The sequence below is a fragment of the Pseudomonas sp. USHLN015 genome (genome assembly GCF_037153275.1).
In the GTDB taxonomy this organism is placed as follows: domain Bacteria; phylum Pseudomonadota; class Gammaproteobacteria; order Pseudomonadales; family Pseudomonadaceae; genus Metapseudomonas; species Metapseudomonas tohonis.
Genome location: NZ_JBBCKP010000008.1, coordinates 108,078 through 134,854, shown reverse-complemented (window position 1 = coordinate 134,854; position 26,777 = coordinate 108,078). Strand labels below are relative to the sequence as shown.

At 68.2% G+C, this 26,777-nt stretch carries 25 protein-coding genes and 1 pseudogene; 13 read left to right on the top strand and 13 right to left on the bottom strand.

What is annotated here, in order from left to right; genetic code table 11:
• Window positions 1-16: 16 nt before the first annotated feature.
• From WFQ67_RS17455 to WFQ67_RS17430, 6 genes are all read left to right on the top strand, one after another.
• Window positions 17-2,161, top strand: coding sequence for a methyl-accepting chemotaxis protein (locus WFQ67_RS17455; protein WP_337057686.1), 2,145 nt, complete (start codon window positions 17-19; stop codon window positions 2,159-2,161).
• A gap of 367 nt (window positions 2,162-2,528) precedes the next feature.
• On the top strand, window positions 2,529-3,674 hold the full coding sequence (locus WFQ67_RS17450; protein WP_337057685.1) for an amine dehydrogenase large subunit: 1,146 nt from the start codon (window positions 2,529-2,531) through the stop codon (window positions 3,672-3,674).
• Window positions 3,675-3,683: 9 nt separating this feature from the next.
• Window positions 3,684-4,223, top strand: a complete 540-nt coding sequence (locus tag WFQ67_RS17445; RefSeq protein WP_173180356.1) for a MauE/DoxX family redox-associated membrane protein — start codon at window positions 3,684-3,686, stop codon at window positions 4,221-4,223.
• A gap of 3 nt (window positions 4,224-4,226) precedes the next feature.
• Window positions 4,227-4,844, top strand: a complete 618-nt coding sequence (gene mauD / locus WFQ67_RS17440; RefSeq protein WP_173180355.1) for a methylamine dehydrogenase accessory protein MauD — start codon at window positions 4,227-4,229, stop codon at window positions 4,842-4,844.
• A 15-nt stretch (window positions 4,845-4,859) separates the two neighbouring features.
• Window positions 4,860-5,381, top strand: coding sequence for a methylamine dehydrogenase light chain (locus WFQ67_RS17435; protein WP_021217250.1), 522 nt, complete (start codon window positions 4,860-4,862; stop codon window positions 5,379-5,381).
• A gap of 14 nt (window positions 5,382-5,395) precedes the next feature.
• Window positions 5,396-5,917 carry a cytochrome c gene (locus WFQ67_RS17430; protein ID WP_263154313.1) on the top strand — a complete coding sequence of 174 codons (522 nt, stop codon included), beginning with the start codon at window positions 5,396-5,398 and terminating at the stop codon, window positions 5,915-5,917.
• Window positions 5,918-6,402: 485 nt separating this feature from the next.
• Here the strand turns inward: WFQ67_RS17430 and WFQ67_RS17425 are convergent, their stop codons facing one another.
• The 6 genes from WFQ67_RS17425 to WFQ67_RS17400 form a co-directional block, all read right to left on the bottom strand.
• Entirely contained in the window at window positions 6,403-7,002 is a 600-nt protein-coding gene (locus WFQ67_RS17425) for a LysE family translocator (protein WP_337057684.1), read from the bottom strand.
• Between the two features lie 93 nt (window positions 7,003-7,095).
• The gene (locus WFQ67_RS17420; RefSeq protein ID WP_271103003.1) at window positions 7,096-7,932 is read right to left on the bottom strand and encodes an AraC family transcriptional regulator; all 837 of its coding nucleotides are present in this window, start codon (window positions 7,930-7,932) and stop codon (window positions 7,096-7,098) included.
• Window positions 7,933-8,058: 126 nt separating this feature from the next.
• Window positions 8,059-8,676, bottom strand: coding sequence for an isochorismate family cysteine hydrolase YcaC (gene ycaC, locus WFQ67_RS17415; RefSeq protein ID WP_337057683.1), 618 nt, complete (start codon window positions 8,674-8,676; stop codon window positions 8,059-8,061).
• A gap of 98 nt (window positions 8,677-8,774) precedes the next feature.
• The gene (locus WFQ67_RS17410; RefSeq protein ID WP_337057823.1) at window positions 8,775-10,613 is read right to left on the bottom strand and encodes an amidohydrolase; all 1,839 of its coding nucleotides are present in this window, start codon (window positions 10,611-10,613) and stop codon (window positions 8,775-8,777) included.
• Between the two features lie 153 nt (window positions 10,614-10,766).
• Window positions 10,767-11,333, bottom strand: a complete 567-nt coding sequence (locus tag WFQ67_RS17405) for an antibiotic biosynthesis monooxygenase (protein ID WP_337057682.1) — start codon at window positions 11,331-11,333, stop codon at window positions 10,767-10,769.
• A 49-nt stretch (window positions 11,334-11,382) separates the two neighbouring features.
• Window positions 11,383-11,820, bottom strand: a complete 438-nt coding sequence (locus tag WFQ67_RS17400) for a DoxX family protein (protein ID WP_337057681.1) — start codon at window positions 11,818-11,820, stop codon at window positions 11,383-11,385.
• Window positions 11,821-12,083: 263 nt separating this feature from the next.
• Here WFQ67_RS17400 and WFQ67_RS17395 point away from each other — a divergent pair, with 263 nt between their 5' ends.
• From WFQ67_RS17395 to WFQ67_RS30425, 3 genes and pseudogenes are all read left to right on the top strand, one after another.
• Complete coding sequence (locus WFQ67_RS17395; protein WP_337057680.1) at window positions 12,084-13,505, top strand: mechanosensitive ion channel family protein; 1,422 nt, start codon at window positions 12,084-12,086, stop codon at window positions 13,503-13,505.
• A 435-nt stretch (window positions 13,506-13,940) separates the two neighbouring features.
• Window positions 13,941-14,975: pseudogene (locus WFQ67_RS30430) on the top strand (HAMP domain-containing protein); the annotation flags it as partial.
• A 93-nt stretch (window positions 14,976-15,068) separates the two neighbouring features.
• The gene (locus WFQ67_RS30425) at window positions 15,069-15,833 is read left to right on the top strand and encodes a methyl-accepting chemotaxis protein (protein ID WP_442969605.1); all 765 of its coding nucleotides are present in this window, start codon (window positions 15,069-15,071) and stop codon (window positions 15,831-15,833) included.
• Window positions 15,834-16,011: 178 nt separating this feature from the next.
• Here the strand turns inward: WFQ67_RS30425 and WFQ67_RS17385 are convergent, their stop codons facing one another.
• On the bottom strand, window positions 16,012-16,365 hold the full coding sequence (locus tag WFQ67_RS17385) for a winged helix-turn-helix transcriptional regulator (RefSeq protein WP_337057678.1): 354 nt from the start codon (window positions 16,363-16,365) through the stop codon (window positions 16,012-16,014).
• 243 nt (window positions 16,366-16,608) lie between these two features.
• Window positions 16,609-17,493, bottom strand: coding sequence for a LysR family transcriptional regulator (locus tag WFQ67_RS17380; RefSeq protein WP_337057677.1), 885 nt, complete (start codon window positions 17,491-17,493; stop codon window positions 16,609-16,611).
• A gap of 99 nt (window positions 17,494-17,592) precedes the next feature.
• Here WFQ67_RS17380 and WFQ67_RS17375 point away from each other — a divergent pair, with 99 nt between their 5' ends.
• Window positions 17,593-18,579 (top strand): cyclase family protein, encoded by a 987-nt coding sequence (locus WFQ67_RS17375; RefSeq protein ID WP_337057676.1) that lies wholly within the window; start codon window positions 17,593-17,595, stop codon window positions 18,577-18,579.
• A 128-nt stretch (window positions 18,580-18,707) separates the two neighbouring features.
• On the top strand, window positions 18,708-19,553 hold the full coding sequence (locus WFQ67_RS17370; protein ID WP_173178124.1) for an EamA family transporter: 846 nt from the start codon (window positions 18,708-18,710) through the stop codon (window positions 19,551-19,553).
• Between the two features lie 4 nt (window positions 19,554-19,557).
• Here WFQ67_RS17370 and WFQ67_RS17365 read toward each other — a convergent pair whose 3' ends face one another.
• The 5 genes from WFQ67_RS17365 to WFQ67_RS17345 all read right to left on the bottom strand — a co-directional run bounded on the left by WFQ67_RS17365 (window position 19,558) and on the right by WFQ67_RS17345 (window position 23,157).
• Entirely contained in the window at window positions 19,558-20,214 is a 657-nt protein-coding gene (locus tag WFQ67_RS17365; protein ID WP_173178123.1) for a DUF2848 family protein, read from the bottom strand.
• A 249-nt stretch (window positions 20,215-20,463) separates the two neighbouring features.
• Window positions 20,464-20,805 (bottom strand): I78 family peptidase inhibitor, encoded by a 342-nt coding sequence (locus tag WFQ67_RS17360; protein WP_213630222.1) that lies wholly within the window; start codon window positions 20,803-20,805, stop codon window positions 20,464-20,466.
• A 166-nt stretch (window positions 20,806-20,971) separates the two neighbouring features.
• Entirely contained in the window at window positions 20,972-22,231 is a 1,260-nt protein-coding gene (locus tag WFQ67_RS17355; RefSeq protein ID WP_337057675.1) for a type II toxin-antitoxin system HipA family toxin, read from the bottom strand.
• Entirely contained in the window at window positions 22,224-22,541 is a 318-nt protein-coding gene (locus tag WFQ67_RS17350) for a helix-turn-helix domain-containing protein (protein ID WP_244863042.1), read from the bottom strand. The genes WFQ67_RS17355 and WFQ67_RS17350 overlap by 8 nt, the downstream gene beginning before the upstream one ends.
• A gap of 187 nt (window positions 22,542-22,728) precedes the next feature.
• The gene (locus WFQ67_RS17345; protein WP_337057674.1) at window positions 22,729-23,157 is read right to left on the bottom strand and encodes a hypothetical protein; all 429 of its coding nucleotides are present in this window, start codon (window positions 23,155-23,157) and stop codon (window positions 22,729-22,731) included.
• Window positions 23,158-23,625: 468 nt separating this feature from the next.
• On the opposite strand from WFQ67_RS17345, the gene WFQ67_RS17340 reads away from it, so the two are divergent.
• Both WFQ67_RS17340 and lpdA read left to right on the top strand, forming a co-directional pair.
• Entirely contained in the window at window positions 23,626-24,513 is an 888-nt protein-coding gene (locus WFQ67_RS17340) for a pseudouridine synthase (protein ID WP_337057672.1), read from the top strand.
• A 537-nt stretch (window positions 24,514-25,050) separates the two neighbouring features.
• Window positions 25,051-26,451, top strand: a complete 1,401-nt coding sequence (gene lpdA / locus WFQ67_RS17335; RefSeq protein ID WP_337057671.1) for a dihydrolipoyl dehydrogenase — start codon at window positions 25,051-25,053, stop codon at window positions 26,449-26,451.
• Window positions 26,452-26,777 lie beyond the last annotated feature (326 nt).

Below are 26,777 nucleotides of genomic sequence, written 5' to 3'. Positions count from 1 at the left end.
TCCCCCCGAGCACGCCATGCGTACACCTTCCCTGAGCATCCAGAGCCGCATCACCCTGCTCGCCAGTGCCTGCCTGATCCTCGTAGTGGCGCTGCTGGTGGGGCTTTCGCTGTACCAGACCCGGCTCAGCACCGAACGCGTCAAGGCCTCCAGCAGCCGCATGCTGGCCAACGCCGCCGAAGCCCACATGCAGGCCCAGGCCCGCGTACAGGCGCTGCAGATCCAGCGCACCTTCCTGCAGACCTACGAGTACGGCCAGGGCCTGTCGCGCTTTGTCCTCTACCTGCGGGCGCGGGCGACGGCCGGCGAGCTGACCGCCGCCGAACTGCGCCAGCGCGTGGCCGAACAGATGCGCAGCGCCGTCCTCGCCAAGCCCGACCTACTCGGGCTTTTCGTCATCTTCGAGCGCGACGCGCTGGACGGCGCCGACAGCCAGTTCGTCGGCCAGGACCAGGCCTTCGGCAACGACGCCGGGCGCTTCTCGCTGTACTGGGTGCAAGGCAAGCCCGGCGAGCTGCAACCGGTGGTCGGCCCGGAGCAGATCCTCACCGACACCTCGCCCGGCCCCAGCGGCAGCCCCTACAACGCCTTCTACACCTGCCCCCGGGACAGCCGCCGGGCCTGCCTGCTGGAACCCTATTTCGACGACGCCTCCGGCACCCGTCGGCTGGTCACCAGCGTCGCCTTCCCGCTGATCGAGAACGGCAAGGTGATCGCCGTGGTCGGCCTCGACATCAGCCTCGACGCCCTGCAGCGCAGCGCCCTGGACGGCAGCGCCCAGCTGTTCGACGGCGCCGGCCAGCTGGGCATCCTCAGCAACGGTGGCGTGGTCGCCGGCTACAGCGCCGATGCCAACGCCCTGGGCAAGCGCCTCGACCAGGCCCTGCCCGACGGCGCCGACGCGGTGCTCGGCAGCCTGCGCGAGGCCAAGGCACGCAGCCTGGTGGACGAGCAGCGCATCCGTGTCCTGGAGCCACTGGAGCCCATCCCCGGCGCCGCGCCCTGGGGTGTGCTGGCGACGGTGCCGCAGCGCGTGCTGCTGGCCCCGGCCGAAGCCCTGCAGAAGGAGCTGGACGCCGAGCGCCTGGCCAGCTCCGCCCTGGAGTTCGGCCTGGGCAGCGGCGCCGCCCTGCTCGGCGTGCTGCTGATCTGGTTCGCCGCCTTCCGCATCACCCGTCCGCTGCAAGGCCTGACGCGCATGCTCGAAGCCATCGCCCAGGGCGAAGGCGACCTCACCGGTCGCCTGGCCGTGCACTCGCGCGACGAGCTGGGCAAGCTCGCCGCCGCCTTCAACCGATTCGTCGAACGCATCCATGCCTCCATGGGCGAGGTGGCCTCGGCCACGGGGCGGGTCAACGAGGTCGCACAACGGGTGCTGGCCGCCTCCAACGCCTCGCTGCGCAACTTCGACGAGCAGGCCCAGCGCACCAACAGCGTCGCCGCCGCCATCAACGAACTGGGCGCCGCTGCCCAGGAGATCGCCCGCAACGCCGCCGACGCCTCGCACCAGGCCTCCGATGCCCGCGAACTGGCCGGGGAAGGCAAGCAGGTGGTCGGCAGGACCCTCACCGCCATGCACGAGCTGTCCAGCAAGATCAGCGCCTCCAGCGCCCAGATCGAGACCCTCGCCGGCAAGACGGTCGACATCGGCCAGATCCTCGACGTGATCAAAGGCATCTCCGAGCAGACCAACCTGCTCGCGCTCAACGCCGCCATCGAAGCGGCCCGCGCCGGTGAGGCCGGCCGTGGCTTCGCCGTGGTCGCCGACGAGGTGCGCAACCTCGCCCACCGCACCCAGGTGTCGGCCCAGGAGATCCACCAGATGATCGAGGAACTGCAGGTCGGCTCCCGCGAGGCGGTCGGCACCATGACCGAGAGCCAGCGCTACAGCCAGCAGAGCGTCGAGATCGCCAACCTGGCCGGCGAACGCCTCTCCAGCGTCACCCAGCGCATCGGCGAGATCGACGGCATGAACCAGTCCGTCGCCACCGCCACCGAGGAACAGACCTCCGTGGTCGAAGCGCTGAACATGGACATCACCGAGATCAACACCCTCAACCAGGAAGGCGTGGAAAACCTCCAGGCCACCCTGCGCGCCTGCGCCGACCTGGAACAACAGGCCGAACGGCTCAAGCACCTGGTGGGCAGCTTCCGCATCTGAGCCGTCGGGTTGCACCCGACCTACAGGCTGCTTTTCGTGGGAGCGAATTCATTCGCGATGCGGCGTATCCCGGTGGCATCAGCGCATCGGCTTCACACCGCTCGGTGGAGGTAAAAAGCGACCTCCACCCTACGCCCTGCACCACCTCGTAGGGCGGGTGAAACCCGTGTGGCCGGCACTACACTTCCACCTGTCCGCTGCACCTGTACGCACCCCCCTGGCACGCCGGCACAACGGCTGGCACAGGCAGACAACGGGTTGGCAGACAGAGCAATTTCCCTGGCACAGCCACAAGGCAGACTGGTACTGCAGAATTCTGCCAACGTACCCGCGATCCGCCAGACCAATAATTCAGGGAGCCCCCCTAATGCGAATAAACAGGATCCTCGTCCACTCAGCGCTGAGCCTCGGCCTTGCGCTGGCGGGGCTGAACGCCCATGCGGACCTTCCCGCCGACACCATCGGCCAGGTGACCTTGCCCTTCCCGCCCGAACCGCACCGCGCCTACATCGTCGACGTGGAGTTCGAGAACTTCGTCGCCGGCCGCGTGACGGTGGTGGACCCGGAGAAGAAGAAGATGCTCGGCATGGTCAGCACCGGCTTCGCCGCGCCCTCGACCCTGAGCCGCGACGGCAAGCGCCTGTACACCGCCGACCTGTTCTATTCGCGCGGCACCCGGGGCACCCGCACCGACGTGCTGACCGCCTGGGACACCTCGACCCTGTCGCCGTCCTGGGAAGTGCTGATCCCCACCAAGCGCGCCGAGATGCTGACCCAGCGCTACGCCCTGGGCACAAGCAGCGACGACCGTTTCGTCTACGTCTACAACTTCACCCCGTCCACCTCGGTGACCGTGGTCGACACCCAGGCCAAGGCGGTGACTGCCGAGATCGCCATCCCCGGCTGCGTGCTCAACTACCCGGTGGGCAAGCGCGCCTTCGCCTCGCTGTGCGGCGACGGCAAGCTGCAGGTGATCACGCTGGACGAGAGCGGCAAGGAAGCCTCGCGCACGCAGACGCCGTTCTTCGACCCCAACGCCGAGAAGCTGGTGGAGCGCGGCATCGCCGTGGGCGACCGCTACTATTTCACCACCACCGAGGGCGAGGTGCGCGGCGTGGACTTCTCCGGCGACACGCCGAAGATGCTCGAACCCTGGTCGCTGACCACCGACGCCGAGCGCAAGGCCGGCTGGGCACCGGGTGGCTGGCAGCTGCTGGCCGTGGCACCGAAGCTCAACCGCCTGTACGTGCTGATGCACGACGCCCACGAGCCGATGAAATGGGAAGACCCGAGTCCCTTCGTCTGGGTCTACGACCTGAAGACCGGCAAGAAGGTCGCCACCCTGGAAGCGCCCAACCCGATCTGGAGCCTGGCCGCCACCAACGACGACAAGCCATTGCTGCTGGGCACCAACATCACCGGCGGGCTGGAGGTCTTCGACCTGGCCAGCGGCAAGCACACCGGCACCATGGAAAAGATCGCCAAGACCCCGATCCAGATCCTCAGCCACTAGGAGGTCCGCATGTACAGCGACCCGATCTTCATCATCGCCAGCGCCCTCGCCGTCGCGGTGATCCTGGCCAGCGCCGCGACTCACAAGTTGCGCGCCCCGGCCCGGTTCCGCGACCAGGTGGAGGCCTATCAGCTGCTGCCCAAGGCGCTGCTCAAGCCCTTCGCCCGGCTGCTGCCGCTGCTGGAGGTGGCCCTGGCCTTCGCCCTGCTGGTGCCCGCCAGCCGCAGCGTCGCCGCCCTCGGTGCGGCCCTGCTGCTGGCCGCCTATGCCGGCGCCATCGGCCTGAACCTGTGGCGCGGCCGTCGCGACATCGATTGCGGCTGCTCGGGCCCGGACCAGTCCCAGCCCATCCGCCCGCAGCTGCTGCTGCGCAACGCGGTCCTGGTGGCCCTGGCGCTGGTCGCCACCCTCACCCCCGGCGCCCGCGAACTGGGCGTCTTCGACGGCTTCGTGGTGATCGCCGCGGCCGCCGTCGCCCTGCTCATCTATGCCGCGGCCGATGGCCTGCTGGCCAACAGCCCCCGTCTGCTCAAACTCATTGGAAGGTGAAATATGGAAGGCCTGATCGTTTCCAACATCCTGCTCTGGTGCCTGCTGCTCGCCCTGGCCTTCGCCGTGATGGGCCTGGTGCGCCAGATCGGCGTCCTCCACGCACGCCTGGCCCCGGCCGGCGCGCTGATGATGGACAAGGGCGTCGCCGTCGGTGACGCCGCGCCCAAGGTGACCGCCGCCGACCGCAACGGCCGCCCGGTGAACTTCGGCTACGCCGGCGAGAAGGCACAGCTGCTGTTCTTCCTCTCGCCCACCTGCCCCATCTGCAAATCCCTGCTGCCGGCCATCCGTTCCATCGCCAGGGAACAGGCCGACCGCCTGGAGGTGGTCTACGTCAGCGACGGCGACATGGATGCCCAGGCCGCGCTGATCCGCGAGCACAAGCTCGAAGACGTCACCTACGTGGTCGGCCCGGAAGTGGGCATGACCTACCAGATCGGCAAGCTCCCCTACGCCGCGCTGATCGACAAGGCCGGCACCCTGCGCGCCAAGGGCCTGGTCAACTCCCGCGAGCACCTGGACAGCCTGTTCGAGACCGAACACCTGGGCAGCGCGACCCTGCAGCAGTACCTGCACGGCGGCCATTCCCATGGCCACTCGCACTCCGCACAACAATAAGGAAGGGAGACTTCCATGAAACTGCTCGACCTCCTGTTCGAACGCTCCGCCCGGCACGTCGCCGACACCACCTCCCGGCGCAAGCTGCTGGCCCGCTTCGGCTCGCTGATGGTGGCCGGCGCAGCGCTACCGGTGCTGCTGCCCATCGACCGCACCGCCAAGGCCCTGGCCGCCGAGGCGCCCCAGGCCGGCGACCCGGGCGACCCGACCAGCTGCGACTACTGGCGCTACTGCTCCATCGACGGCTTCCTCTGCAGCTGCTGCGGCGGCACCGTCACCTCCTGCCCGCCGGGCACCGAGGTGTCCCAGGTGACCTGGATCGGCACCTGCCGCAACCCGGCGGACGGCAAGGACTACATCATTTCCTACAACGACTGCTGCGGTAAGCACAGCTGCGCCCAGTGCGCCTGCACCCGCAACGACAGCGAGGAGCCGGCCTACCGCCCCTTCAACAACAACGACGTGAACTGGTGCCTGGCCGCCAAGTCGCACATCTACCACTGCACCATCTCGGTGATCCGCGGCGTGGCGATATGAACGGAGGGGTTGTCATGCGAGCACTGTTGGTCGCCGCGCTGGCCTGCGCCATGGCAGCCCCGCCGGCGTTCGCCCGGGCCATCCCCGACCCGCACCAGCGGGCCGCGCCCGGCAACGAGGCGCAGCAGAAGCCGATCTCCCAGGCGGGCTATAGCACGCCGGTGAACTACCAGCTGCAATGCGCCGGCTGCCACCTGGGCGACGGCACCGGCTCGAAAGCCAACGACACGCCACGGATGAAGGATTTCGTCGGCAACTTCCTCAAGGTCGAGGGCGGCCGCGAGTTCCTCGTGCGCGTGCCGGGCATGTCCCAGTCCGCGCTCAACGACGCGCAACTGGCCGACCTGCTCAACTGGCTGATGCGCGAGGACGGCATGGCCGGCAAGAGCATGCCCGCGCGCTACGTGCCCTACAGCGCCGAGGAAGTCACCCGCCTGCGCAAGGTGAACATGCTCAACCTGCCCGGCACCCGCGCCGAGCTGATCGCGCGGATGCGCGAACAGGGCATCCCCATCGAGGACGGCATGGACTATTGAGTACCCCGCTCCACCTTCGAGCCCGCCTTCATGGCGGGCTTTTTATTGGGCTGCGGTGGCCCATTGTGGGAGCCGATGGAGTGCCTGCTCACTCGCAGCAAGGTGCCGGCGGGGGGGGCTTTCGCGGCTGAAGCCGCTCCCACAAGGGAGGCCCGCAGCGAGGCCGGACATCGCTGTGTTGGGCCTCGCTGCGCTCGGCGCCAACCTACATGCCCTGCCTGATCGACGGAGCCGACCGGGGCGTAGGGTGGATGGCGCTCTTTCATCCACCAAGCGACCTTCCAGCCCACACGCATGCCACGCCTCGTGGGAGCGAATTCATTCGCGATGGATCATCCGGCCATTCGAAGCCAGGTGCCGGCGGTAGGTCTTTCGCGGCTGAAGCCGCTCCCACAGGGACAGCCCGCGGCGAGGTCGATGGGCGAATGAATTCGCCCCTACAGGTGCCATGTGGGGCATCGTGCCGGCGTACCCGACAATGCGCGCTAGACCACCAGGCTGAGCCAGGCCGAGGCCAGGAGCAGCAGCGCCATGGCCTGGTTGAAGCGCTTCTGCGCGGTGGCGCTGCGCCACAGGCGGGCGCTGCCGAAGCCGAGCAGCGCCCAGGCGCCCATGCAGGGGATGGACACCAGCAGGAACACCAGGGACAGCGTCACCACCCGCGCGGCCTTGTCGGCGCCCTCCCCGGCGAATACGCCGACCACCGCCAGGGCCATCATCCACACCTTGGGGTTGACCAGCTGCAGGCCGATGGCGCCGCCCAGGCCGAGGCGTGCGCCGGGGTCGGCCGGGTCGTCCAGCGAACGCGCCTCGCTGCGCAAGATCTGCCAGGCCAGCCAGCTCAGCCAGGCGATGCCCGCCCAGGCCATGGCGCGTTGCAACAGCGGGTGGCTGGCCAGTGCCTCGCCCAGGCCCAGCCCCACCAGCAGGACGATGGCCGCAGCGGCGCAGCAGGCGCCGAGGACGATGGGCAGCGCCGCACCCAGGCCGAAGCGCGAGGCGTTGCTGAGCACCAGGATGTTGGTGGGCCCCGGGGTGATGGAGGCGACGAAGGCGAACAGCAGGAAAGGCAGCAGCTGTTCCATGGTCAGCCCCCGCAATGAGGGTGAAGCGAGAGGGAACGGGACATCGGCGAGGCTCCTGTGAAGACGAGCTCCATGTTCACCGCCGCGCCCGGCTCAGTCTGGAAGCTTTGAGCAGCGCTTGCGGTAGTCCGCCGGGGTCAGCCGGTAGGCGCGGCGGAACCAGCGCCCGAGGTGGCTCTGGTCGGCGAAGCCGAGGGCGCTGGCGACCTGTGCCGGCGTGTCGCCCCGGGCCAGCAGGGTGCGGGCGCGGGCGAGGCGCAGCTGGATCAGGTAGGCGTGCGGGGCCAGGCCGAAGGCGGCCTTGAAGGCGCGGGTGAGGCGGAAGCGGTCGACGCCGGTGACGCGGGCCAGGTCATCCAGGCCGATCTCCTCGTCCAGGTGCGCGTGCAGGTAGTCCCGCGCGCGCAAGGCAACCCGGGGCAGGCGCGGGTCCTGTGGCTGGCACAGGCGCCAGTGCAGGTGCCCGGTCATCTTCGCCAGCAGGTTGTCGATGGCAGCCTGGCGCAGCATGCGCACCTCGTTGCCGTGCAGGGCGTTGAAGGCCTGCAGGGTGGCATGCGCCAGGGTCGGGTCGTGGGCCAGGGTGTCGGCGAAGCTCGGCTGGCAGCCGGCCGGGGCGTCCTCGAACAGCGCGTGCATCTCGCGCCCGATCCAGTGCGGGTCGAGGTAGAGCGTGGAATAGGTGAAGCCTTCCTCGGTGGGCGCGTGGCCGTCATGGATCTCGCCCGGCTCCAGCAGGAACACCTGCCCCGGCGTGCTGACGTTGCGCCGGCGCCGGCAGTTGAACTGCTGCACCCCCTGTTCGGTGACGCCGACCAGGTAGCTGTCGTGCCAGTGCGGGTCGTAGGCGTGGCCCTGGAAATGGGCGCGGATGGTCTCGATGCCCGTGTCACCGTCCTGCGCGAGATCGATCCAGTTGCGATGTTCCAAGGGGCTCTCCAGGGGCCAGGGTGCAGGCCTGCACCGGGCGCGGTCGGAAGGCCATTATCGGTCGTCGGAAAAAACGCGTCTGGAAGATTCGTGCAGCAAACGGCCCCTTGCGGGGCCGTCGGCGGATCAGGGCTTCTGGCTGTAGCTCTGGATCAGGTTGGCGTAGGCCGGCAGATGGCCCCCGAGGATGCCGCCGAAGCCCTCGATGTCGTTGCGCCAGTCACGGTGCAGCTCGCAGCCGACACTGAACCAGTTCATCAGTTGGGCACCGGCCTGGCTCATGCGATCGAGGGCGGCGTCGCGCACCACCGGGTTGAAGGTGCCGGAGGCATCGGTGACGACGAAGACCTCGAAGCCCTCCTCCAGCGCCGACAGGGTCGGGAACGCCACGCAGACGTCGGTCACCACGCCGGCGATGATCAGCTGCTTGCGGCCGGTGGCCTTCACCGCGCTGACGAAGTCGGCGTTGTCCCAGGCGTTGATCTGGCCCGGGCGCGGAATGTAGGGCGCATCCGGGAACAGGGCCTTGAGCTCCGGCACGATGGGGCCGTTGGGGCCGTTCTCGAAGCTGGTGGTGAGGATGGTCGGCAGGTTGAAGAACTTGGCGATGTCGGCCAGGGCCAGCACGTTGTTCTTGAACTCGTCGGGGGTGAAGTCACGCACCAGCGACAGCAGGCCGGCCTGGTGGTCGACCAGCAGCACGGCGGCGTTGTTCTTGTCGAGGCGTTTATAGCGGTAAGCCATGGCATTTCTCCTTGCTTCGGTTGGACGCCGGCCACGTGGGGCCGGCGGAAGGTTGTCGGGGCGGCTTCAGTCGCCCGGGGCGGCGCAGCCGTCCTGAATCAGAAGGCGAAGCACGAGCAGCCGAAGGCGCCCCAGAAGCCCTGGAAGTCACTCACCGGCACGCTGGAGAGGCGCGCCCGCTCGTGGCTGTGGGCGTGCACGCCGCACGGGCCGACGCACTGGTGCACCTGCGCCACCAGCGGCGCACTCGGGCGCCAGTGCCCGGGCACCTTGGCCACCGGCGACCAGTCCGGCAGCACCGGCACGGTCGGCGGCGCGAGGTCGTCGAACTCGGCGGCGGCGTGCACCACCTTGCCGTCCACCACCGTGAGCACGGATTCGATCCACTTGATGGCTTCCTCGTCGACGCTGAAGTAGTCCGCCGAGAGCGCCACCAGGTCGGCCAACTGGCCCACCTTGATCTGGCCCTTCTTGCCCTGCTCCGAGGAGAACCAGGCGCTGCCGTGGGTGAACAGCTCCAGCGCGTTGGCGCGGCTCAGGCCCTGCGGGTACAGCTCCAGGCCGCCGACGGTGCGGCCGCTGACCAGCCAGTAGAGCGAGGTCCAGGGGTTGTAGCTGGAGACGCGGGTGGCGTCGGTACCGGCGCCCACGGGCACGCCCTCGGCGAGCATGCGCTGGATCGGCGGGGTCTTTTCGGCGGCCTTGGAGCCGTAGCGCTCGACGAAGTACTCGCCCTGGAAGGCCATGCGGTCCTGGATGGCGATGCCGCCGCCCAGGGCGCGCACGCGCTCGATGTTCCTGGGTGTGATGGTCTCGGCGTGGTCGAAGAACCAGGGCAGGCCGTTGAAGGGGATGTCGCGGTTGACCTTCTCGAACACGTCGAGCATGCGCGAGATGGATTCGTCATAGGTGGCGTGCAGGCGGAAGGGCCAGCGCTGCTCCACCAGGTGGCGCACCACCGGTTCCAGCTCCTGCTCCATGGTCTGCGGCAGGTCCGGGCGCGGTTCGAGGAAGTCCTCGAAGTCGGCGGCGGAGAACACCAGCATCTCGCCGGCGCCGTTGTGGCGGAGGAAGTCGTTGCCCTGGCCGTACTTCACCGAACCGGTCCAGCGCTTGAAGTCCTCGAGCTCTTCCTTGGGCTTCTGGGTGAACAGGTTGTAGGCGATGCGCACGGTGAGCTGGTCCTCCTTGGCCAACTGCTCGATCACCTGGTAGTCCTCCGGGTAGTTCTGGTAGCCGCCGCCAGCGTCGATGGCGCTGGTGACGCCCAGGCGGTTCAGCTCGCGCATGAACTGGCGGGTGGAGTTGACCTGGTATTCGAGCGGCAGCTTCGGGCCCTTGCTCAGGGTCGAGTAGAGGATCATCGCGTTGGGCCGCGCCACCAGCATGCCGGTGGGCTCGCCACGGCTGTCGCGGACGATCTCGCCGCCCGGCGGGTTGGGCGTATCCCTGGTGTAGCCGACCACCTTGAGCGCGGCGCGGTTGAGCAGCGCGCGGTCGTAGAGGTGGAGCACGAACACCGGGGTGTCCGGTGCGGCCTTGTTCAACTCCTCAATGGTCGGCATGCGCTTCTCGGCGAACTGGAATTCGTTCCAGCCACCCACCACGCGCACCCACTGCGGCGTCGGCGTGCGGTCGGCCTGCTCCTTGAGCATGCGCAGGGCATCGGCCAGGGACGGCACGCCTTCCCAGCGCAGCTCCAGGTTGTAGTTGAGGCCGCCGCGGATCAGGTGCAGGTGCGAGTCGTTGAGGCCGGGGATGACGCTGCGTTTCTTCAGGTCGACGACGCGGGTGGCGTCGCCGCGCAGGGCCATGGCCTCGGCGTCGCTGCCGACGGCGATGAAGCGGCCGTCCCTGATGGCCACGGCCGTGGCGCTGGGGTTGTCGCGATCCACCGTGTGCAGGCGGCCATTGAAGAGGATGAGATCAGCTTTCATATCGGTTCCCGAAGTGGCGGCGAAAGAGGCGCCGGGCATGCCGGCGAAAGGCAGGGCGGACCAGAGCGCACCCGCCGCGCCCAGCACGGAGCTGTTGGCGAGGAAGCGGCGGCGGCCCCGGTTGGTGTCGTCGTTGTCCATGGTGTTCTCCGATCAGCGGGCGTTGAGCCAGCCGGCGAACAGCCGGGTGGCACGGGGCATGAAGAGGTAGACGACCAGCAGCACGATGCTCGCGGTGATCACCAGGTTGCTGCCCAGGTAGCTGCCCAGCCAGGGCAGGCGCGCGAAGGCCGGCTGCCACAGCAGCGGCACCACCAGGCTCAGCGGCAGGATCACCAGGAAGGTCACGCAGGCCTGCTTCCAGCGCGGCGGCTGGGGGGCGTCCGGTGCCTGCGGGGTGAACCAGAACTCGCGTTCGTCCTGCACCTCGATGCGGTCGCCATCGGCCAGCAGCGGCTCGGCTTCGGCGATCAGGGCGCGGCGTTCGCTGGAGTCCAGCCAGTCCTGCAGCTGCCTGGTGCTGGCGAAGCGCAGCACGCAGGTGAACAGTGCGAGGCCGGCCTCGTGGCCGCGCATCACGTCGATGCCCAGGTGCCCGGGGTAGCCCCGGGCGGTGGTGATGGTGCGGCGCAGCCAGGCTTCGTAGTCGGCCTCGCTACCCGCGCGGATACGGTGGCGTACCAGCAGGGTGACGACTTCCCGCGTAAGTTCATCGGGCATGTCCAGCTCCTGTCGAGAGGTTGAGCGCCGGCAGCCGGCGCCGGAAAAATCAGCGTAGCAGTGCCGTTGCGCCCCGCCCGGAAAGGCGCGGCAGGGGCCAGGCGAGCGCCCCCGGGCCACTGATCAGCAAGGTGGTGAAGACGATCAGCAGCAGCCAGGCGAACTGGCCTTCAGCGATGGACCAGCCCGGGTGCACGACGACGAGCGAGACCAGCAGCACGACCAGGATCGGCACGCAGGCCAGGCGGGTCAGGGCGCCGCAGAGGATCGCCAGCGGGCAGGCCACCTCGGCGAGGATCGCCAGCAGCAGCGTCGGCAGCGCGCCCAGGTGCAGCGGGTCTTCGATCACCTTCAGCTCCTGGCTGAAGCCCAGCAGCTTGGGCAGGCCGTGCACCCAGAGCAGCAGCAGCGCGCCGCTGGCACGCAGGAACAGCAGGCCCCAGTCACTCGGCCCAGCCGGCGGCAGTGTCGTGGCGGCGTTCGCCATGGTGTCGCTCCGGTCGGGTTGATTGACGGCCATGGTGCCGCGCCGGGCGGTAAGCGACTTGTATGGATGTGCTGGCTTGGTCCCGATGTGCCCTGGCGATGGCCAGGCTCTCTATCACGGCACATCCAGGGGCTGCCCTGCACCGCACGGCATGCCAGGATGGCAGTTGTCGCGACGCCGTCGTCGCCCCTCTTGCGCCGGTGGCACCGCGGCGAGATGCTGCGCGCCGGATTCCGCCACCGACATCGCCCACGAGGCCCCGAATGCCCGACATGTTGCAGCACTACCCGTTGATCTTCGGCATCGCCCTGGTGCTGGCCGACCTGATCGCCTGGCGCCTGCTGCCGGCCAACCCGGCGGCGTGGCGGGTGCTGGCGCGACTCGGGCTGTTCCTCGCCTACAGCGCGCTGATCATCAACGCCGGGCTCAGCCCGCTGCTGCCGCCGCCCGGCGCCGACACGGCCCAGGCACTGACCGGCACGCTGCTGGAGATCGTCTGGTGGCTGTACTGCGCGCGCACCCTGACCGTGGTGCTGGGCCTGCTGCTGATCTCCCGCAGCGGCCACACCGGGCGCCTGCTGCAGGACGTGATGGGCGCGGTGATCTTCCTCGTCGCCATCGTCGCCGCTGCCGGCTACGTGATGCAGCTGCCGGTCAAGGGCCTGCTGGCCACCTCCGGCGCCATGGCGATCATCGTCGGCCTGGCATTGCAGAGCACCCTGGCGGACGTGTTCTCCGGAATCATCCTCAACACCACCAAGCCCTATCAGCTGGATGACTGGATCTCCATCGACGGCACCGAGGGCAAGGTCATCGAGATCGACTGGCGTGCCACCCATCTGCTCACCAGCCAGGGCAGCACAGCGGTGATCCCCAACTCGGTGGCGGCCAAGGCGAAGATCCTCAACAGCAGCCGCCCCAACGACGCCCACGGGGTTTCCATCAGCCTGGAGGTGCCCGCCAGCGTGCGCCCGCGCCGGGTGCTGGACGCCCTGGAGAAGACCCTGCAGGGCTGCAGCGCCCTGCTCGCCGTCCCCGCGCCCAAGGTGGCGATCAAGAGCGCCGGCGCCTCGGTCAACGTCTACGAGGCGAGCGGCTTCGTCGGCCCGAAGACCAGCAAGGTGGAGGTGCGCAACCTGATGTTCGACCTCGCCCATCGCCACCTGGAAGCCAGCGGCGTGGTGTGGAAGGCCGATGCCCTGCCCCAGGCGCGCCAGCGCCTGTTGCTGGACGAGGTGAAGATCTTCCGCGCCCTCGGCAACGAGGAAAAGGACCTGATCGCCCAGGCCATGGACGCCCGCGACTACCTGGCCGGCCAGGTGGTGCTGGATGTCGGCGAGGTGGCCGGGCACCTGCTGGTGATCGGCACCGGGGTGATCTCGGCGGCGGTGCCCGACGGCGACGCCTGGGTCGAGGCCGGGCGCATGGGCCCCGGCGAGATCATGGGCGAGGAAGGCATCATCGACGACGCCCCCTCCAGCGCCCGCTTCACCGCCCTCACCTCCTGCCGCCTGTACCGCATCGACCGCGACAACATCCGCACCTGCCTGGAACAGCGCAGCGAAATCCGCACCGCCCTCAACCGCCTGCATGCCTTCCGCGAACAGGCCAGCCACTCCCTGCTGCTGCAAAAGCCCACCGCCATCCGCAAGGGCGGCTTCCTGCAGTGGCTGCAGAAGCGCTGACACGAGCCCATCCCAGGGACTGCGCCCACGGGAGCCAGGGAGCGGGTAGCACCCGGTTGCACCCGCTCGTCCGGCTCATGCTGCAAAAGTGACCGAGGGGGATTCACCAGTCACATCCAAAATGCCATCATGCGCGCCGCCCGGCGCCAGGCTTCCCGCGCCGGCACGTTCGGCGATGGAATGCCCGCAGATACAAAGGCCCGCAACCCGGCCTCATGCCCCACGGCGCCAACGCGCCCGGGCTCTTCTCCGCGTCCTGCGGAACCCCCACAGCGTCCAGCCAAGGCCCGCCTCGTGCGCCGGCCAGGCCCTGGCTGTGTTCGCGGCCAGACGGCGACCCCGTACTCCGCGCTGTAACGACTATCCCGCAGCCTGGCAAAACCCGGCTGACGAATAACAGGCACACCCGCTGCCAGAACACGTGGATACCTTGCAATGCCCAACAACCTGAAATTCAGCCACAAGATCCTCCTGGCAGCGTCCCTGGTGATGATCACCGCCTTCGCCTGCTTCGTCCTGTTCAACGACTACCGCCAGCGCCAGACCCTGCGTAACGATGTGCACAACTCGCTGCAGGACCTCGGCGCGCTGACCACCAGCAACATCAAGAACTGGCTCGAAGGCCGCATCCAGCTGCTCGAATCCCTCGGCCAGCAGGTCGCCGCCAACGGCACCGAGAAGGAACAACTGGCCCGCTCCATCGGCCTGCCGGTCTATGGCCAGCGCTTCCAGCTCAGCTATTTCGGCGGTGAAGACGGCCTGATGTTCTCGGTGCCCGCCGGCAACCGCCCCGCCGACTACGACCCGCGCCAGCGCGGCTGGTACAAGGCCGCCAGCGCCGCCCAGGGCACCATCCTCACCGAGCCGTACATCGCCGCCTCCTCGGGCAAGCTGGTGATCACCATCGCCACCCCGGTGCGCGTCGATGGCCGCTTCGTCGGCGTCGCCGGTGCCGACATGGACCTGGACAGCATCACCCGGCTGATCAACTCGCTGAACTTCAAGGGCAACGGCCACGCCTTCCTGGTCAGCGCCCAGGGCAAGGTGCTGCTGCACCCGCAGAACCAGTACATCCTCAAGAACCTCGGCGACCTCTACCCCGGCGCCACCCCGGCCATCCGCCCGGGCGTATCCGAGATCGAGGTGGACGGCCGCACCCAGTTCATCTCCTTCACCCCCATCGAGGGCGTGCCGTCGACCGACTGGTACATCGCCCTGGTGCTGGACCAGGACGCCGCCTTCTCCATGCTCGGCGAGTTCCGTACCTCGGCCATCATCGCCACCGTCATCGCCGTGGTGCTGACCTTCATCCTGCTGGGCATGCTGATCCGCGTGCTGATGCAGCCGCTGCTGGTGATGGGCCGCGCCATGGGCGACATCGCCGAGGGCGAAGGCGACCTGACCCGCCGCCTGGAGGTGCATTCCCAGGACGAATTCGGCGAGCTGGCCCAGGCCTTCAACCGCTTCGTCTCGCGCATCCACGCATCGATCCGCGAGGTGTCCTCGGCCACCATCCAGGTCAACGAAGTGGCCAAGCTGGTGGTCAACGCCTCCAACTCCTCGATGCACAACTCAGACGAGCAGGCCCAGCGCACCAACAGCGTCGCCGCCGCCATCAACGAACTGGGCGCCGCTGCCCAGGAGATCGCCCGCAACGCCGCCGACGCCTCGCACCAGGCCTCCGATGCCCGCGAACTGGCCGAGGAAGGCAAGCAGGTGGTCGGCAGGACCCTCACCGCCATGCACGAGCTGTCCAGCAAGATCAGCGCCTCCAGCGCCCAGATCGAGACCCTCGCCGGCAAGACGGTCGACATCGGCCAGATCCTCGACGTGATCAAAGGCATCTCCGAACAGACCAACCTGCTCGCGCTCAACGCCGCCATCGAAGCGGCCCGCGCCGGTGAGGCCGGCCGTGGCTTCGCCGTGGTCGCCGACGAGGTGCGCAACCTCGCCCACCGCACCCAGGTGTCGGCCCAGGAGATCCACCAGATGATCGAGGAACTGCAGGTCGGCTCCCGCGAGGCGGTCGACACCATGACCGAGAGCCAGCGCTACAGCCAGCAGAGCGTCGAGATCGCCAACCTGGCCGGCGAACGCCTCTCCAGCGTCACCCAGCGCATCGGCGAGATCGATGGCATGAACCAGTCCGTCGCCACCGCCACCGAGGAACAGACCTCCGTGGTCGAAGCGCTGAACATGGACATCACCGAGATCAACACCCTCAACCAGGAAGGCGTGGAAAACCTCCAGGCCACCCTGCACGCCTGCGCCGACCTGGAACAACAGGCCGAGCGCCTCAAGCACCTGGTGGGCAGCTTCCGCATCTGACCGGCAGCGCCGCGCCCGCCGGCTTGAGTGGTTCCCCGCGTTCGCGAGGATGACGAGGGGGCACACACCATCCCCCCACACCGTCCCCCCCCCCCCGCGCACGCGGGGGCCCACTGAACAGGTGCAACCCTGCCCTACGCCCGGCGCAACCTCGTAGGCCGGGTGGAACCCGCGTGCCCTATTCGTCCTCCATCACCCTCGGTGGCAGGCCGATCTGGCTGCCGTGGCGCCGCCCCCAGTCGTCGAGGACCTTGAGCGCGTCCACCAGGGAGGCGCCCAGCGGTGTGATGCGGTATTCGACGCGAGGCGGCACCTGCTGGTAGTCGCGGCGCAGCACCAGGCCTTCCAGCTCCAGCTCGCGCAGTTGCAGCACCAGCATCTTTTCGCTGATGCCACCGACCTGCCGGCGCAGCTCGCCGAAGCGGCGTGCCCCGTCGCCGAGGCTGTAGAGGATCTGCGCCTTCCACTTGCCGCCGATGACCTTCATGACGGCATCCAGGCCCGGGTTGCCATGTTTTTCGAAGCTGCTCATGAGCGCGGCCCCCTGCTGCCGGGGCCCACGCGGGCTATTGAGGACATCGCCTGCCCCCTCCGTAGGAGATTTCTTAAATGACAGCTATTGGGCAGCAATAGGCGAGTGACGACCCTGACTTCAGTCAAATCGCACGCACAAAAACACCGGTACTCACCATCCGGGTGGTGCCGGGCCGTTTTCGGCGCTCGGTGCACAACGCCCGACATTCAGACGATCAGTGCAACCCGCTGTGAAACGCCCTCAGCCGGCCAGCCGTTGTGCCAGGAAGTCGACGAACACCCGCACCTTCTGCTGCAGATGGCGGTTGCTGGCGTACAGGGCGTAGATGGTGCGCCGGGCCAGTTGCTGTTGCGGGAGCACCCGTTGCAACTGGCCGCTGGCGAGGTGCGGGTCGGCGATGAAGGACGGCAGCGCGCCGATGCCGGCGCCGGCCAGCAGCAGGTCGCAGAGCATCAGGCTGTTGTCCACCGAGAGCCGGGTGCGCAGTTCCACGCCACGCCCCTTGGGGCCGTCCAGGCGCCAGCCGCCGGGGTTGTCGGCCAGGCGGTAGGCGAGGCAGTCGTGCCCGCACAGGTCCTCCACCTGCCGGGGCGTGCCCCGCGCCGCGAGGTAGCCGGGGGCGGCGCAGATCACCTGCTCCACCTCGCCCAGGCGCCGGGCGATGAGGCTGGAGTCGGGCAGGCTGGAGCGGATGCGCAGCGACACGTCGAAGCCTTCGGAGACCGGGTCCAGCAGGTGGTCGTCCAGGGTCAGCTCCACGTTCAGTTGCGGGTACAGCGCCATGAACTCCACCAGCAGCGGCGACAGCACCTTGAGGCTGAACGACAGCGGTGCGTTGACCCGCAGGCGCCCGCTCACCTCACCCGTGCCCAGGGCGGTGGCGCTTTCCAGGGCATCCAGCTCGTCCAGCAGGCGGCAGCACTCGGCGAAGTAGGCGCGCCCGGTATCGGTGAGGCTCATGCGCCGGGTGGTGCGTTGCAGCAATAGGCTGCCCAGGCGCGCCTCCAGCTGGCGCACCTGCTTGCTCACCGCGGCGGTGGACTGGCCCAGGTCGACGGCGGCCTTGCTGAAGCCATCGAGTTCGACGACGCGGCGGAAGGTCCGCATGGCAACGAGCAGGTCCATATTTTCCCTCGGGTTGAATGTCTTTCAGCGGAGGCGGAGATTATCTCTTCAGGGCTGACAAATACCATCGCGGCATCCATCACCACGAGGAATACCGCCATGCCCCTGCCACGCCCCCTTTCCCGCCTCGCCGCCCTGCCCCTGCTGCTGTCCCTGGCGCAGGGCGCCTTCGCCGCCGAGGAAGTCGGCAAGAGCCCCTGGGGGCCGAAGGACGAGATCGGCCGCCTCAACCTGATCACCCCCGAGTCCCGCGCCGCCATCCTCGGCCGCCTCAGCGGCGGCAAGGCCTACGACCTGGCCGTGGAGTACTTCATCGGCATGCCCAGCTGGCAGGCGGCGGGCGACCCGCCCTACCAGATGTGGATGACCCACACGCCCCACGGCAACCTGCTGGCCGACCCGATGGGCGTCGGCGAGGCGATGAACCGCCACGTCAGCTACACAGGTTCGGCGGTGTCGATGTACGCCCACATGGGCACCCATATCGACGCACTCAACCACTTCGGCCTGGAGGGCAGGATCTGGAACGGCTACGCCGCCGCCGACCACCTGGGCGACCGCGGCTGGAACGTGACCGGCGCGGAGAAGCTGCCGCCCATCGTCGCCCGTGGCGTGCTGATCGACATCCCCGCCGCCAAGGGCGTGGAGCTGCTGCCGGACAGCTACCGCGTAACCCGCCAGGACCTGCAGCAAGCATTGAACAAGCAGGGCGTAAGCCTGCAGAAGGGCGACGTGGTGCTGATCCGCACCGGGCGCATGCGCGACTACGAGGACGCCCAGCGCTACATGACCAACCCACCGGGCCTGAGCCTGGACGCGGCGAAGTTCCTCGTCGAGGACGGCGGCGCCATGGTGGTGGGAGCGGACAACCTCAGCTTCGAGACCTTCCCCACCGAGGTACCGGACAACTACATCCCCGTGCACACCTACCTGCTGGCCCAGCAGGGCGCGCCGATCATGGAGCTGGTGGACCTCGAAGGCCTGTCGCGGGACAAGGTCTACGAATTCGCCTTCATCGGCGCCTCGCTGAAGTTCCGCGGCGCCGACGCCGCCCCGATCCGCCCGGTGGCGCTGCCGATCGACTGAGGCGCTTCCCGGGCCACGGAGAAGGCACGGAGGTTTCACAGCAGTGCGCGGGCTGTGTCACTATCGCGCCTCCTTCGCGGCGCCCCTCGCTGGGCGCCGCACCTCCGTCGGTACAAGGAACGTCGCGTTTGGACACCTCGGTATTTCTCGTGGTGATGGCGGCCGCCGCCCTCCACGCGGGGTGGAACGCCCTGCTGAAGATCGGCCTCGACCGCCTGCTCACCGCCACCCTGATCCAGATGGCCGCCGGCCTGGTGGCGATGCTCGCCCTGCCCTTCGTGGCCTTCCCGGTCGCGGCCGCCTGGCCCTGGATCATCCTCTCCGCCGTGCTGCACATCGGCTACAACAACTTCCTGTCCCGCGCCTACCAGTACGGCGACCTCGGCCAGGTGTACCCGCTCTCGCGCGGCAGCTCGCCGCTGATCGTGGCGCTGCTGTCGGTGCTGTTCCTGCATGACGGGCTCGACCATGCCGAGCTGCTTGGCCTGCTGACCCTGGTGATCGGCATCTGGCTGATGGCCTGGCGTGGCGGGCGCAGCAGCGCCGGGCTGAGCCGGCCGATGCTGTTCTGCTCGCTGATGACGGCGGCCTTCATCGCCGGCTACACCCTTTCCGACGCGGTCGGCGCACGCAGCAATGGCGACGCGCTGTCCTACGCCGCCTGGCTGTTCGCGGTGAATGGCTGGGTGATGGCTCTGGTGATCGCGGTGCAACGCGGGCCACGCGTGTTCCTGCAGCTGGGCCCGTACTGGAAGAGCGGCCTGGCGGGCGGCGCCATGTCGTTGCTGGCCTACAGCATCGTCATCTGGGCCATGACCCGGGCACCGGTGGCGCTGGTCTCGGCATTGCGCGAGACCAGCGTGGTATTCGCCCTGCTGATCGGCTGGCTGGCGCTGAAGGAGCCGATGCCGGCGATCCGCCTGCTGGCCTGCCTGGTGATCGCCATCGGCGTGGTGGTGATGAAGCTCGGCTAGCCGGCTAGTCCAGCGCCTGCACCCGGTAGCTGTGGCTGAGGCTGCGCCCGAGCACGGGGTCGTGCAGTTCCACGCTGAAGTGCTCCCCGGGCACGGGGTCGCCGATGAAGGGCAAGGTGCCGCAGAACATCGCGGTGCCGGCCGGCAGGCTGGCATCGCCGGTGCGCAGGGCGATCAGCTCGCGCGGGTCCAGCAGCGTCGCGGCGAGCCCGGCCTGGTACAGCTCGTCACGCCCCTCGACATGGCGCCAGCAACGCAGGCGCAGCTGGTCCCAATGCCCCGCCACTTCATGGAAACGCCACAGTTCGCGGCCCACCGGCTTGAGGCAGAGCTGCCGCGAGACGGCGATGTCGTACCCCTCGACGCGACGGTCCGCGTGGTCGGAACCGATGCCGACATAGAGCGCCGTGCCCGTGGAGAAGAGCACGCACTCGACCTCGGCCGAGGAGTCCCTGCCCGGCACCTGGAAGCCGTCGTCGGTGCACAACAGGTCGGCGGACAGTTCATAGAAGCAGGGCAACGTCTCCGGCGAGCGCGCGCCAAGCTCGCGTACCTGCGCGGCGACGCTGTCGGCATCGCGCCCCGTCCAGCCGGCGACCACCAGGCTGCGTACATCGAACGCGAGGGATTCCCCGCCGGCCACGGTGAAGTGCAGTGTCATGGCTAACTCCTGTCGAACTGATGCGAGTGTTCCCGCGCAGCGTCGCGCCGGAGCGACGGAAGACGTCCGGGCAGGCGGGAAGCGGTGGAAGCCACGATGCTAGAGCGTGCGCACGGAGGGGCACAGAGGAAGAATCCGCAACCTGTGAAGGACGGCACCACAACGTGTGTGGACAGAAACCCGAGTTGGCGAAAGGGAGAAAGCGGGGAAGGAAACGGGCCCGCAGGCACGGGCCCGGAGGGGGGCGGTTCAACCGCAGCTGACGCCCTTGATCAGGTTGGCGTCATCGGTGTCGATGTTCAGGCGGCGGGAGTTGTATTCCAGGGTCATCACGCTGCCCGGCTTGAGCACGCGCACGTCGCTGGCACCGGCGGCCTTCTTCGCCTGTTCGACCAGGTCCGGGGTCGCGGCCTTGCCCACCAGCGAACGCACGGGGCCGGACGAGCAGCGGCCATCCTCGGAAGGCGCAGCGGCCGGCAGGCTCTCGCTGGCAACGGCGGCGGGCTTCTCCGCCGGCGCGTCGGTGGAGCTGCAACCGGCCAGCAGAGCGCCCATGAGCGCCAGGCCGAAGGTGATGGAAGTGCGAGACATACTGCGATCCTCATAGTGAAAACGAAGCTGAAATCGGTGGCAGGGAAAGGCCCGGGCCGCGTGCATGGGACACGCGCCGCCGCCTCGCCGTTCCCGACGCAGGCGCGCATTGTAGCGCGGCGCCGGCCTTGTGCAGGCGTGGCGCATCCGTGGTGCGGTTCGCGACTCAGCCGAGCCGCGCGATGTTGTCGTCGATGCGCGCCTGGATCGTGCGCAAGGTGTCACGGGTGATGCCGTGGGGGAACCGGCCCTCGGCGCGGGCACTGAAGCCACTGGCCACATGGCGGATCCGCTCGATGATGTCAGCAGCGTCCCGGGCCGTAAGATCCGCCTCCTCCGCTGCGAGCTTGAGCAGGTGCTGCCGGGTGATGCGCAGCGCCTCTCCCATCACGTCCATCTGGTGGTAGCCACCCGGTCCTTCGCAGAAGGTCACGTCGTAGGCTGGGGCCAGCGTCCATTGGCCGCTGGCGGACATCAGGTAGGCGAAGTTCTTGGGGTGATCGTCACGGTTGTTGAACACCACGTTGAACACGATCCGTTCGAAGGCGATCGCTTTCTCCCGCACGTCATTGCAGCAGTACTGGGTCGCCCGCAGGAAATGTGTGTAATCCAGCGCACCGGCTATGCGGAAGTCCGCGCCGGTGAAGGCGGCCAGGCTCTGCATGGGCACGCGCATGCCCCCCTGCCGGTCGAAGCGGCGGCTGGCGAAGGCAGCCCGCCCGTTCGGTAGCTCGAAGTGCTCGGTGTCCGGGGTTTCGATGGCGCATTCGCGCAGGCATTGCGCGTAGAGCGCTTCGACGGCGCACACCTCGGGGTGCTCCCAGGCCGCCGGGAACTTGATCAGCCAGGCTTCCAGGCCAGGCGCCGCCGCCGTGCTGAAGCGACCGCTCACAGGGTCGCGATAGAGCAATACCTTGGGCCGCGCTCCATGGGGCGAGCCGCCCATGAGCATCAACTGCTGCAGGAATTCCCCGCCCTCGCCATCGAGCACCGCCTGGACTTCCGCCGCCAGTTGCTCGAGGGGAACCTCTTCACAGGACAGGGGCGACTCCGCCGCCGGCTCGAACGACATCGCCCCCATGGCATGCGAGCCTATGTAGGTCAGGCGTTCCAGAGGGCCGATTTGCGCGGGGTTGAGCCCACGTCGCTTGAACAGGCGATCCATCAGCAACATGCCCCAACCATCGGGCAGCGAGTCGTAGACCGGCCCCGGCAGCGACAGCTGATGATCGGGAAAATCCCTGCGCAGCCGTGGCCCCTTGAGGGGCAGGCGCAAGGCTGACAGTTCCAGCCCCGACTCCAGCGCTTCTTCGCTGAACTCGAAGGCGATCAACGGACGGCCTGTGAGCGCGGTCGAGGAAACCAGCGATCCCCAGCGCCAATGGGCACCCCAGCCGTCGTAGTAGACGTCGACCCGTCTAGACATCGCCGGTTTTCCTTTTGACCCGCTGGCGCTGGGCGCCCTGTTCATAGCGGAGGATGTCATCCAGGCTTTCCAGCTGCGGCATGAACAGCCGCTCCAGCTCGCCGAGACGCCCCAGGACCATGGCCACGCGCACCACGCTATCGAACGCCACGCTGCGCCCGGCCTCCAGATTCGACAAGGTTCCCACACCGATGCCGGCTCGGGCGGCCACCTCCGCCTGGGTCATCTGCTGGGACAGGCGCTCCTGGCGCAAACGCGTGCAGAGCAGCTCGACCACTTCGCCGGGCTTGATCAGACCTAAATTCATCATATCGAGTGTTAAACCCGGATAAAGCCGTTAATACTCTGAATTATAGAGTTATACGCGGCTGTGCAAATATAAATTAATTTCATGAAACCACGCTTTATCCACGAATAACCCATATAAGAATCGGAAAAATGGACTTATATGAAAATAGCCCGGTACTCGGGGCGCGCCCTCTCGAAGCATCGGCGGTTCAGCCCAGGCAGCGCTGAATACTGGCTCCCAATTGCAGGATGCTCGCGTCCTGGCCGCCCAGGCCACAGACGCCAAGGGCGATACCGGGGTGCTTCGGCAGCGGGATCGACAGCGCGCAGCCGTCGATGAAGTTGACCACGCTCGGGTTGGCCAGCACCCGCGCGTCGGTGCGGTGGTAGGCGTCCTCGTCGAGGATGTCCGCCAGGCGCGGCGGGGATACGGACACGGTGGGCATGAGCCAGGCATCGTCGCCCCGCAGCACCTCGGCGGCGCGGGCGCCCTCCTCGTCCAGCTCGATGAACGCGTGGCCGCCGGAGGCGAAGTGCCGCTGGGCGCGCTCCAGCATGATCTCGGTCAGCTCGCGGCTGCTGATGCGCCCCCTGGTGAGGCGCGTGGACCACTCCGCCAGGGTGATGAGGGGATTCATGCGTCCACCTCCACCTGCACGCGGCAAGCATGGCCCGGGGTCCGATGGTGCACCGGGTGCTGCAGTCCGACGGTACGGGCCTCGCCGTCACCCCCGGCCCGGCCGGCGACCGGCATTCCATTGGGTTCGACGGCCAGGCGACGCTCGCCCGCGATGATGAAATCCAGTGCCGTGGTCAGTCTCCTTGCTTGCGTTGTTCGTCCCACCGGCCCCGCCTCGGATACCCATCCCGACAGCGGGGACGAGCACGCCCCCCCCCCGAAAAGCGTGGGTTGCCTTGGGCGATGCCCGTGCGGTGAAGTGGCCGTGATCCTAGGCTCAAGCCCGATGGGCTCGACAGGTGAAAGGGTCCGCTTGCCCTGCCGGATGACGCCACGCCGGGTGGAGGGAAACCGACACGCCCGGGTTTGACCGCCCGCGCCCGCTGCGGCCTAATGCGCGCCCCGCCAGGCTTGACCGGAGATGGCCATGAGCACCGAACCCAATGTGCGCCCCAGCACGCTGCACCTGCCCCAGGGCCCCTGGGCGACGGTGCTCGACTGCCTCTGCGCGCACTTCCCGGCCATCGACCGCGCCACCTGGCTCGACCGCATGGCGCGTGGGCGGGTGACCGATGGCGAGGGCCGCCCGGTGGATGCGCTGCGCCCCTACCAGGTGGGGTTGTGCGTGCGCTACTACCGCGAGGTGGCGCAGGAGCGCGAGATCCCCTTCGAGGAGCACGTGCTCTACCAGGACGAGCGCCTGGTGGTGGTCGACAAGCCGCACTTCCTGCCGGTGATGCCCGCTGGCGAATACGTCGAGCAGACCCTGCAGGCGCGCCTCACCCGGCGCCTGGGCATCCCCGGCCTGGTGCCGCTGCACCGCATCGACCGGCACACCGCCGGCCTGGTCCTGTTCTCCCGCGAGCCGGCCACCCGTGGCGCCTACCAGGCGCTGTTCCGTGAGCGCCGCGTGCACAAGCGCTACGAGGCGGTGGCCGCGCCGCTGCCGCAGCTGGAATTCCCGCTCACCCTGCGCACCCGCCTGGAGCCGGGCGAGCCCTTCTTCCGCATGCAGCAGGTGGACGGCGAGCCCAACACCGAAACCCGCCTGGAGGTGATCGAGCGCGGCTCGCAGCTGTGGCGCTACGCCCTGCACCCCGTGACCGGCCGCAAGCACCAGCTGCGCGTGCACATGGCCGCCCTCGGTGCGGGCATCCTCAACGACGGCTTCTACCCTGACCTGCACGACACCCAGGCCCCCGACGACCATGCCCGCCCCCTGCAACTGCTGGCCCGCGAACTGGCCTTCGTCGACCCCATCAGCGGCGACGCCCTGCGCTTCGAAAGCACCCTGCGGTTGATGGCTATCGCGTAACGGGGCCCAACTCCGCCATGTTGGGTTTCGTACCTCTACCCAACCCACGAATGCCGGGCGCCCACCACAGCCCCACCAACGCAACCCGCGTCCCCCCTGTAGGGGCGAATTCATTCGCCCATCGGTGCGCAGCGCTGCATCCGGTACCCAGCCCCTGGCTCTACTGCGTTGGGCTTCGTGCCTCAGCCCAACCTACGGATGCCGGGCGCCACTCTCGTGGGAGCGAATTCATTCGCGAAAGACCCGAGTCCCTCGCCCGGTGCATTGTCCAGTGGATCCCCGCGTTCGCGAGGATGACGAGGGGCTTGGGAGGCCTCGCCCATCCGTCACCCCCGCGAACGCGGGGGGGCACTCGAGCGCGCCGCTCCGTTCGCGAATGAATTCGCTCCCACAGCGCCCTGACCCCCACGAACTTTTCTTGACCGCTCATTCAGGCGCGAGGATATTACGCCCGTCATCCAAAGCCGATGGACGCGCCGTGAAGCTCCACTACGCTTGCTGGGTCGATAGACATCAACAGAGATAGAGGAAAAGTTCATGAGCCAATACGACGTGGTAGTGATAGGCGGCGGGCCGGGTGGTTACAACGCGGCGATCCGCGCTGGCCAGCTCGGCCTGAAGGTGGCCTGTGTCGAGGGACGCGAGACACTGGGCGGAACCTGCCTGAACGTCGGTTGCATGCCGTCCAAGGCGCTGCTGCACGCCTCCGAACTCTACGAGGCCGCTGCCGGCAAGGAATTCGAACTGCTCGGCATCGAGGTCAAGCCCACGCTCAACCTCGGGCAGATGATGAAGCAGAAGGCCGACAGCGTGAGCGCGCTGACCAAGGGCATCGAATTCCTCTTCCGCAAGCACAAGGCCGAATGGATCAAGGGCTGGGGGCGCATCGACGGCCCGGGGCGCGTCGTGGTCAAGGGCGACGATGGCAAGGAGCAGGTGCTGGAAGCCCGGCACATCGTCATCGCCACCGGTTCCGAGCCCACGCCGCTGCCGGGCGTGGAGATCGACAACAAGCGCATCCTCGACTCCACCGGCGCCCTGTCCCTGCCCGAGGTACCCAGGCACCTGGTGGTGATCGGTGCCGGCGTGATCGGCCTGGAGCTGGGCTCCGTCTGGCGCCGCCTGGGCGCCGAGGTCACGGTGGTGGAATACCTCGACCGCATCTGCCCCGGCCTGGACGTGGAAACCGGCAAGACCCTGCAACGCGCCCTGGCCAAGCAAGGCATGAAGTTCAAGCTCGCCTCCAAGGTCACCCGCGCCAAGAGCGGCAAGAGCGGCGTCGAACTCAGCGTCGAGCCGGCCGCCGGTGGCGAGGCCGAAACCCTCCAGGCCGACTACGTGCTGGTGGCCATCGGCCGCCGCCCCTACACCCAGGGCCTGGGCCTGGAGACGGTGGGCCTGAGCGTCGACAAGCGCGGCATGCTGGCCAACGAGAAGCACCAGAGCGCCACGCCCAACATCTGGGTCATCGGCGATGTCACCTCCGGCCCGATGCTCGCGCACAAGGCCGAGGACGAAGCCATCGTGTGCATCGAGCGCATCGCCGGGCACAAGGCCGAGGTGAACTACGAGGTCATCCCCAACGTCATCTACACGCGCCCGGAAGTGGCCACCGTGGGCAAGACCGAGGAGCAGTTGAAGGCCGAGGGCCGCGCCTACAAGGTGGGCAAGTTCCCCTTCACCGCCAACAGCCGCGCCAAGATCAACCACGAGACCGAAGGCTTCGTGAAGGTGCTGGCGGACGAACGCACGGACGAAGTGCTGGGCGTGCACCTGGTCGGCCCCAGCGTCAGCGAGATGATCGGCGAGTACTGCGTGGCGATGGAGTTCTCCGCCTCCAGCGAAGACATCGCGCTGATCTGCCATCCGCACCCGACCCGCTCCGAAGCGCTGCGCCAGGCCGCCATGGATGTCAGCGGCTGGGCGATGCAGAGCTGACGGCCCGATGCCCATGAAAAAGGCGCCTCTCCGGCGCCTTTTTCATGTGAGCCTCGCCAACCACGCCCCCTGGGCGAGGTGGCCTGTGAAGAGCTGAGCCCCCGCAGGATGAACACCGTGCGCACCTCCGCACGGTGCCTCCGGCGGACTCCCAGGTGCGCGCGGCGCACCCTACATCCACACTCCGAAGCCTGGCCAAGCCCCTTGCCAAGAGGGCAGGTTGTGACCATTCGAATTGAAGCCCCAGAGGATGAACACGTGCCGTAGGGTGTGCCGTGCGCACCTCCTCACGGAGCTTCCGACAGCCCCTCCCGTGTGCGCGCAGC

What these genes read in the sequence shown, in the direction of transcription:
- ycaC (WP_337057683.1), bottom strand. Translation starts at nt 8,676, where the DNA reads ATGGCTTACCGCTATAAACGCCTCGACAAGAACAACGCCGCCGTGCTG.
- WFQ67_RS17445 (WP_173180356.1), top strand. Translation starts at nt 3,684, where the DNA reads ATGTACAGCGACCCGATCTTCATCATCGCCAGCGCCCTCGCCGTCGCG.
- WFQ67_RS17425 (WP_337057684.1), bottom strand. Translation starts at nt 7,002, where the DNA reads ATGGAACAGCTGCTGCCTTTCCTGCTGTTCGCCTTCGTCGCCTCCATC.
- WFQ67_RS17355 (WP_337057675.1), bottom strand. Translation starts at nt 22,231, where the DNA reads ATGTCTAGACGGGTCGACGTCTACTACGACGGCTGGGGTGCCCATTGG.
- WFQ67_RS17455 (WP_337057686.1), top strand. Translation starts at nt 17, where the DNA reads ATGCGTACACCTTCCCTGAGCATCCAGAGCCGCATCACCCTGCTCGCC.
- WFQ67_RS17350 (WP_244863042.1), bottom strand. Translation starts at nt 22,541, where the DNA reads ATGATGAATTTAGGTCTGATCAAGCCCGGCGAAGTGGTCGAGCTGCTC.
- WFQ67_RS17375 (WP_337057676.1), top strand. Translation starts at nt 17,593, where the DNA reads ATGCCCCTGCCACGCCCCCTTTCCCGCCTCGCCGCCCTGCCCCTGCTG.
- WFQ67_RS17360 (WP_213630222.1), bottom strand. Translation starts at nt 20,805, where the DNA reads ATGTCTCGCACTTCCATCACCTTCGGCCTGGCGCTCATGGGCGCTCTG.
- WFQ67_RS17380 (WP_337057677.1), bottom strand. Translation starts at nt 17,493, where the DNA reads ATGGACCTGCTCGTTGCCATGCGGACCTTCCGCCGCGTCGTCGAACTC.
- WFQ67_RS17405 (WP_337057682.1), bottom strand. Translation starts at nt 11,333, where the DNA reads ATGCCCGATGAACTTACGCGGGAAGTCGTCACCCTGCTGGTACGCCAC.
- WFQ67_RS17365 (WP_173178123.1), bottom strand. Translation starts at nt 20,214, where the DNA reads ATGACACTGCACTTCACCGTGGCCGGCGGGGAATCCCTCGCGTTCGAT.
- WFQ67_RS17340 (WP_337057672.1), top strand. Translation starts at nt 23,626, where the DNA reads ATGAGCACCGAACCCAATGTGCGCCCCAGCACGCTGCACCTGCCCCAG.
- WFQ67_RS17450 (WP_337057685.1), top strand. Translation starts at nt 2,529, where the DNA reads ATGCGAATAAACAGGATCCTCGTCCACTCAGCGCTGAGCCTCGGCCTT.
- WFQ67_RS17345 (WP_337057674.1), bottom strand. Translation starts at nt 23,157, where the DNA reads ATGAATCCCCTCATCACCCTGGCGGAGTGGTCCACGCGCCTCACCAGG.
- WFQ67_RS17385 (WP_337057678.1), bottom strand. Translation starts at nt 16,365, where the DNA reads ATGAGCAGCTTCGAAAAACATGGCAACCCGGGCCTGGATGCCGTCATG.
- WFQ67_RS30425 (WP_442969605.1), top strand. Translation starts at nt 15,069, where the DNA reads ATGCACAACTCAGACGAGCAGGCCCAGCGCACCAACAGCGTCGCCGCC.
- WFQ67_RS17400 (WP_337057681.1), bottom strand. Translation starts at nt 11,820, where the DNA reads ATGGCGAACGCCGCCACGACACTGCCGCCGGCTGGGCCGAGTGACTGG.
- WFQ67_RS17395 (WP_337057680.1), top strand. Translation starts at nt 12,084, where the DNA reads ATGCCCGACATGTTGCAGCACTACCCGTTGATCTTCGGCATCGCCCTG.
- WFQ67_RS17410 (WP_337057823.1), bottom strand. Translation starts at nt 10,613, where the DNA reads ATGAAAGCTGATCTCATCCTCTTCAATGGCCGCCTGCACACGGTGGAT.
- WFQ67_RS17435 (WP_021217250.1), top strand. Translation starts at nt 4,860, where the DNA reads ATGAAACTGCTCGACCTCCTGTTCGAACGCTCCGCCCGGCACGTCGCC.
- WFQ67_RS17430 (WP_263154313.1), top strand. Translation starts at nt 5,396, where the DNA reads ATGCGAGCACTGTTGGTCGCCGCGCTGGCCTGCGCCATGGCAGCCCCG.
- mauD (WP_173180355.1), top strand. Translation starts at nt 4,227, where the DNA reads ATGGAAGGCCTGATCGTTTCCAACATCCTGCTCTGGTGCCTGCTGCTC.
- lpdA (WP_337057671.1), top strand. Translation starts at nt 25,051, where the DNA reads ATGAGCCAATACGACGTGGTAGTGATAGGCGGCGGGCCGGGTGGTTAC.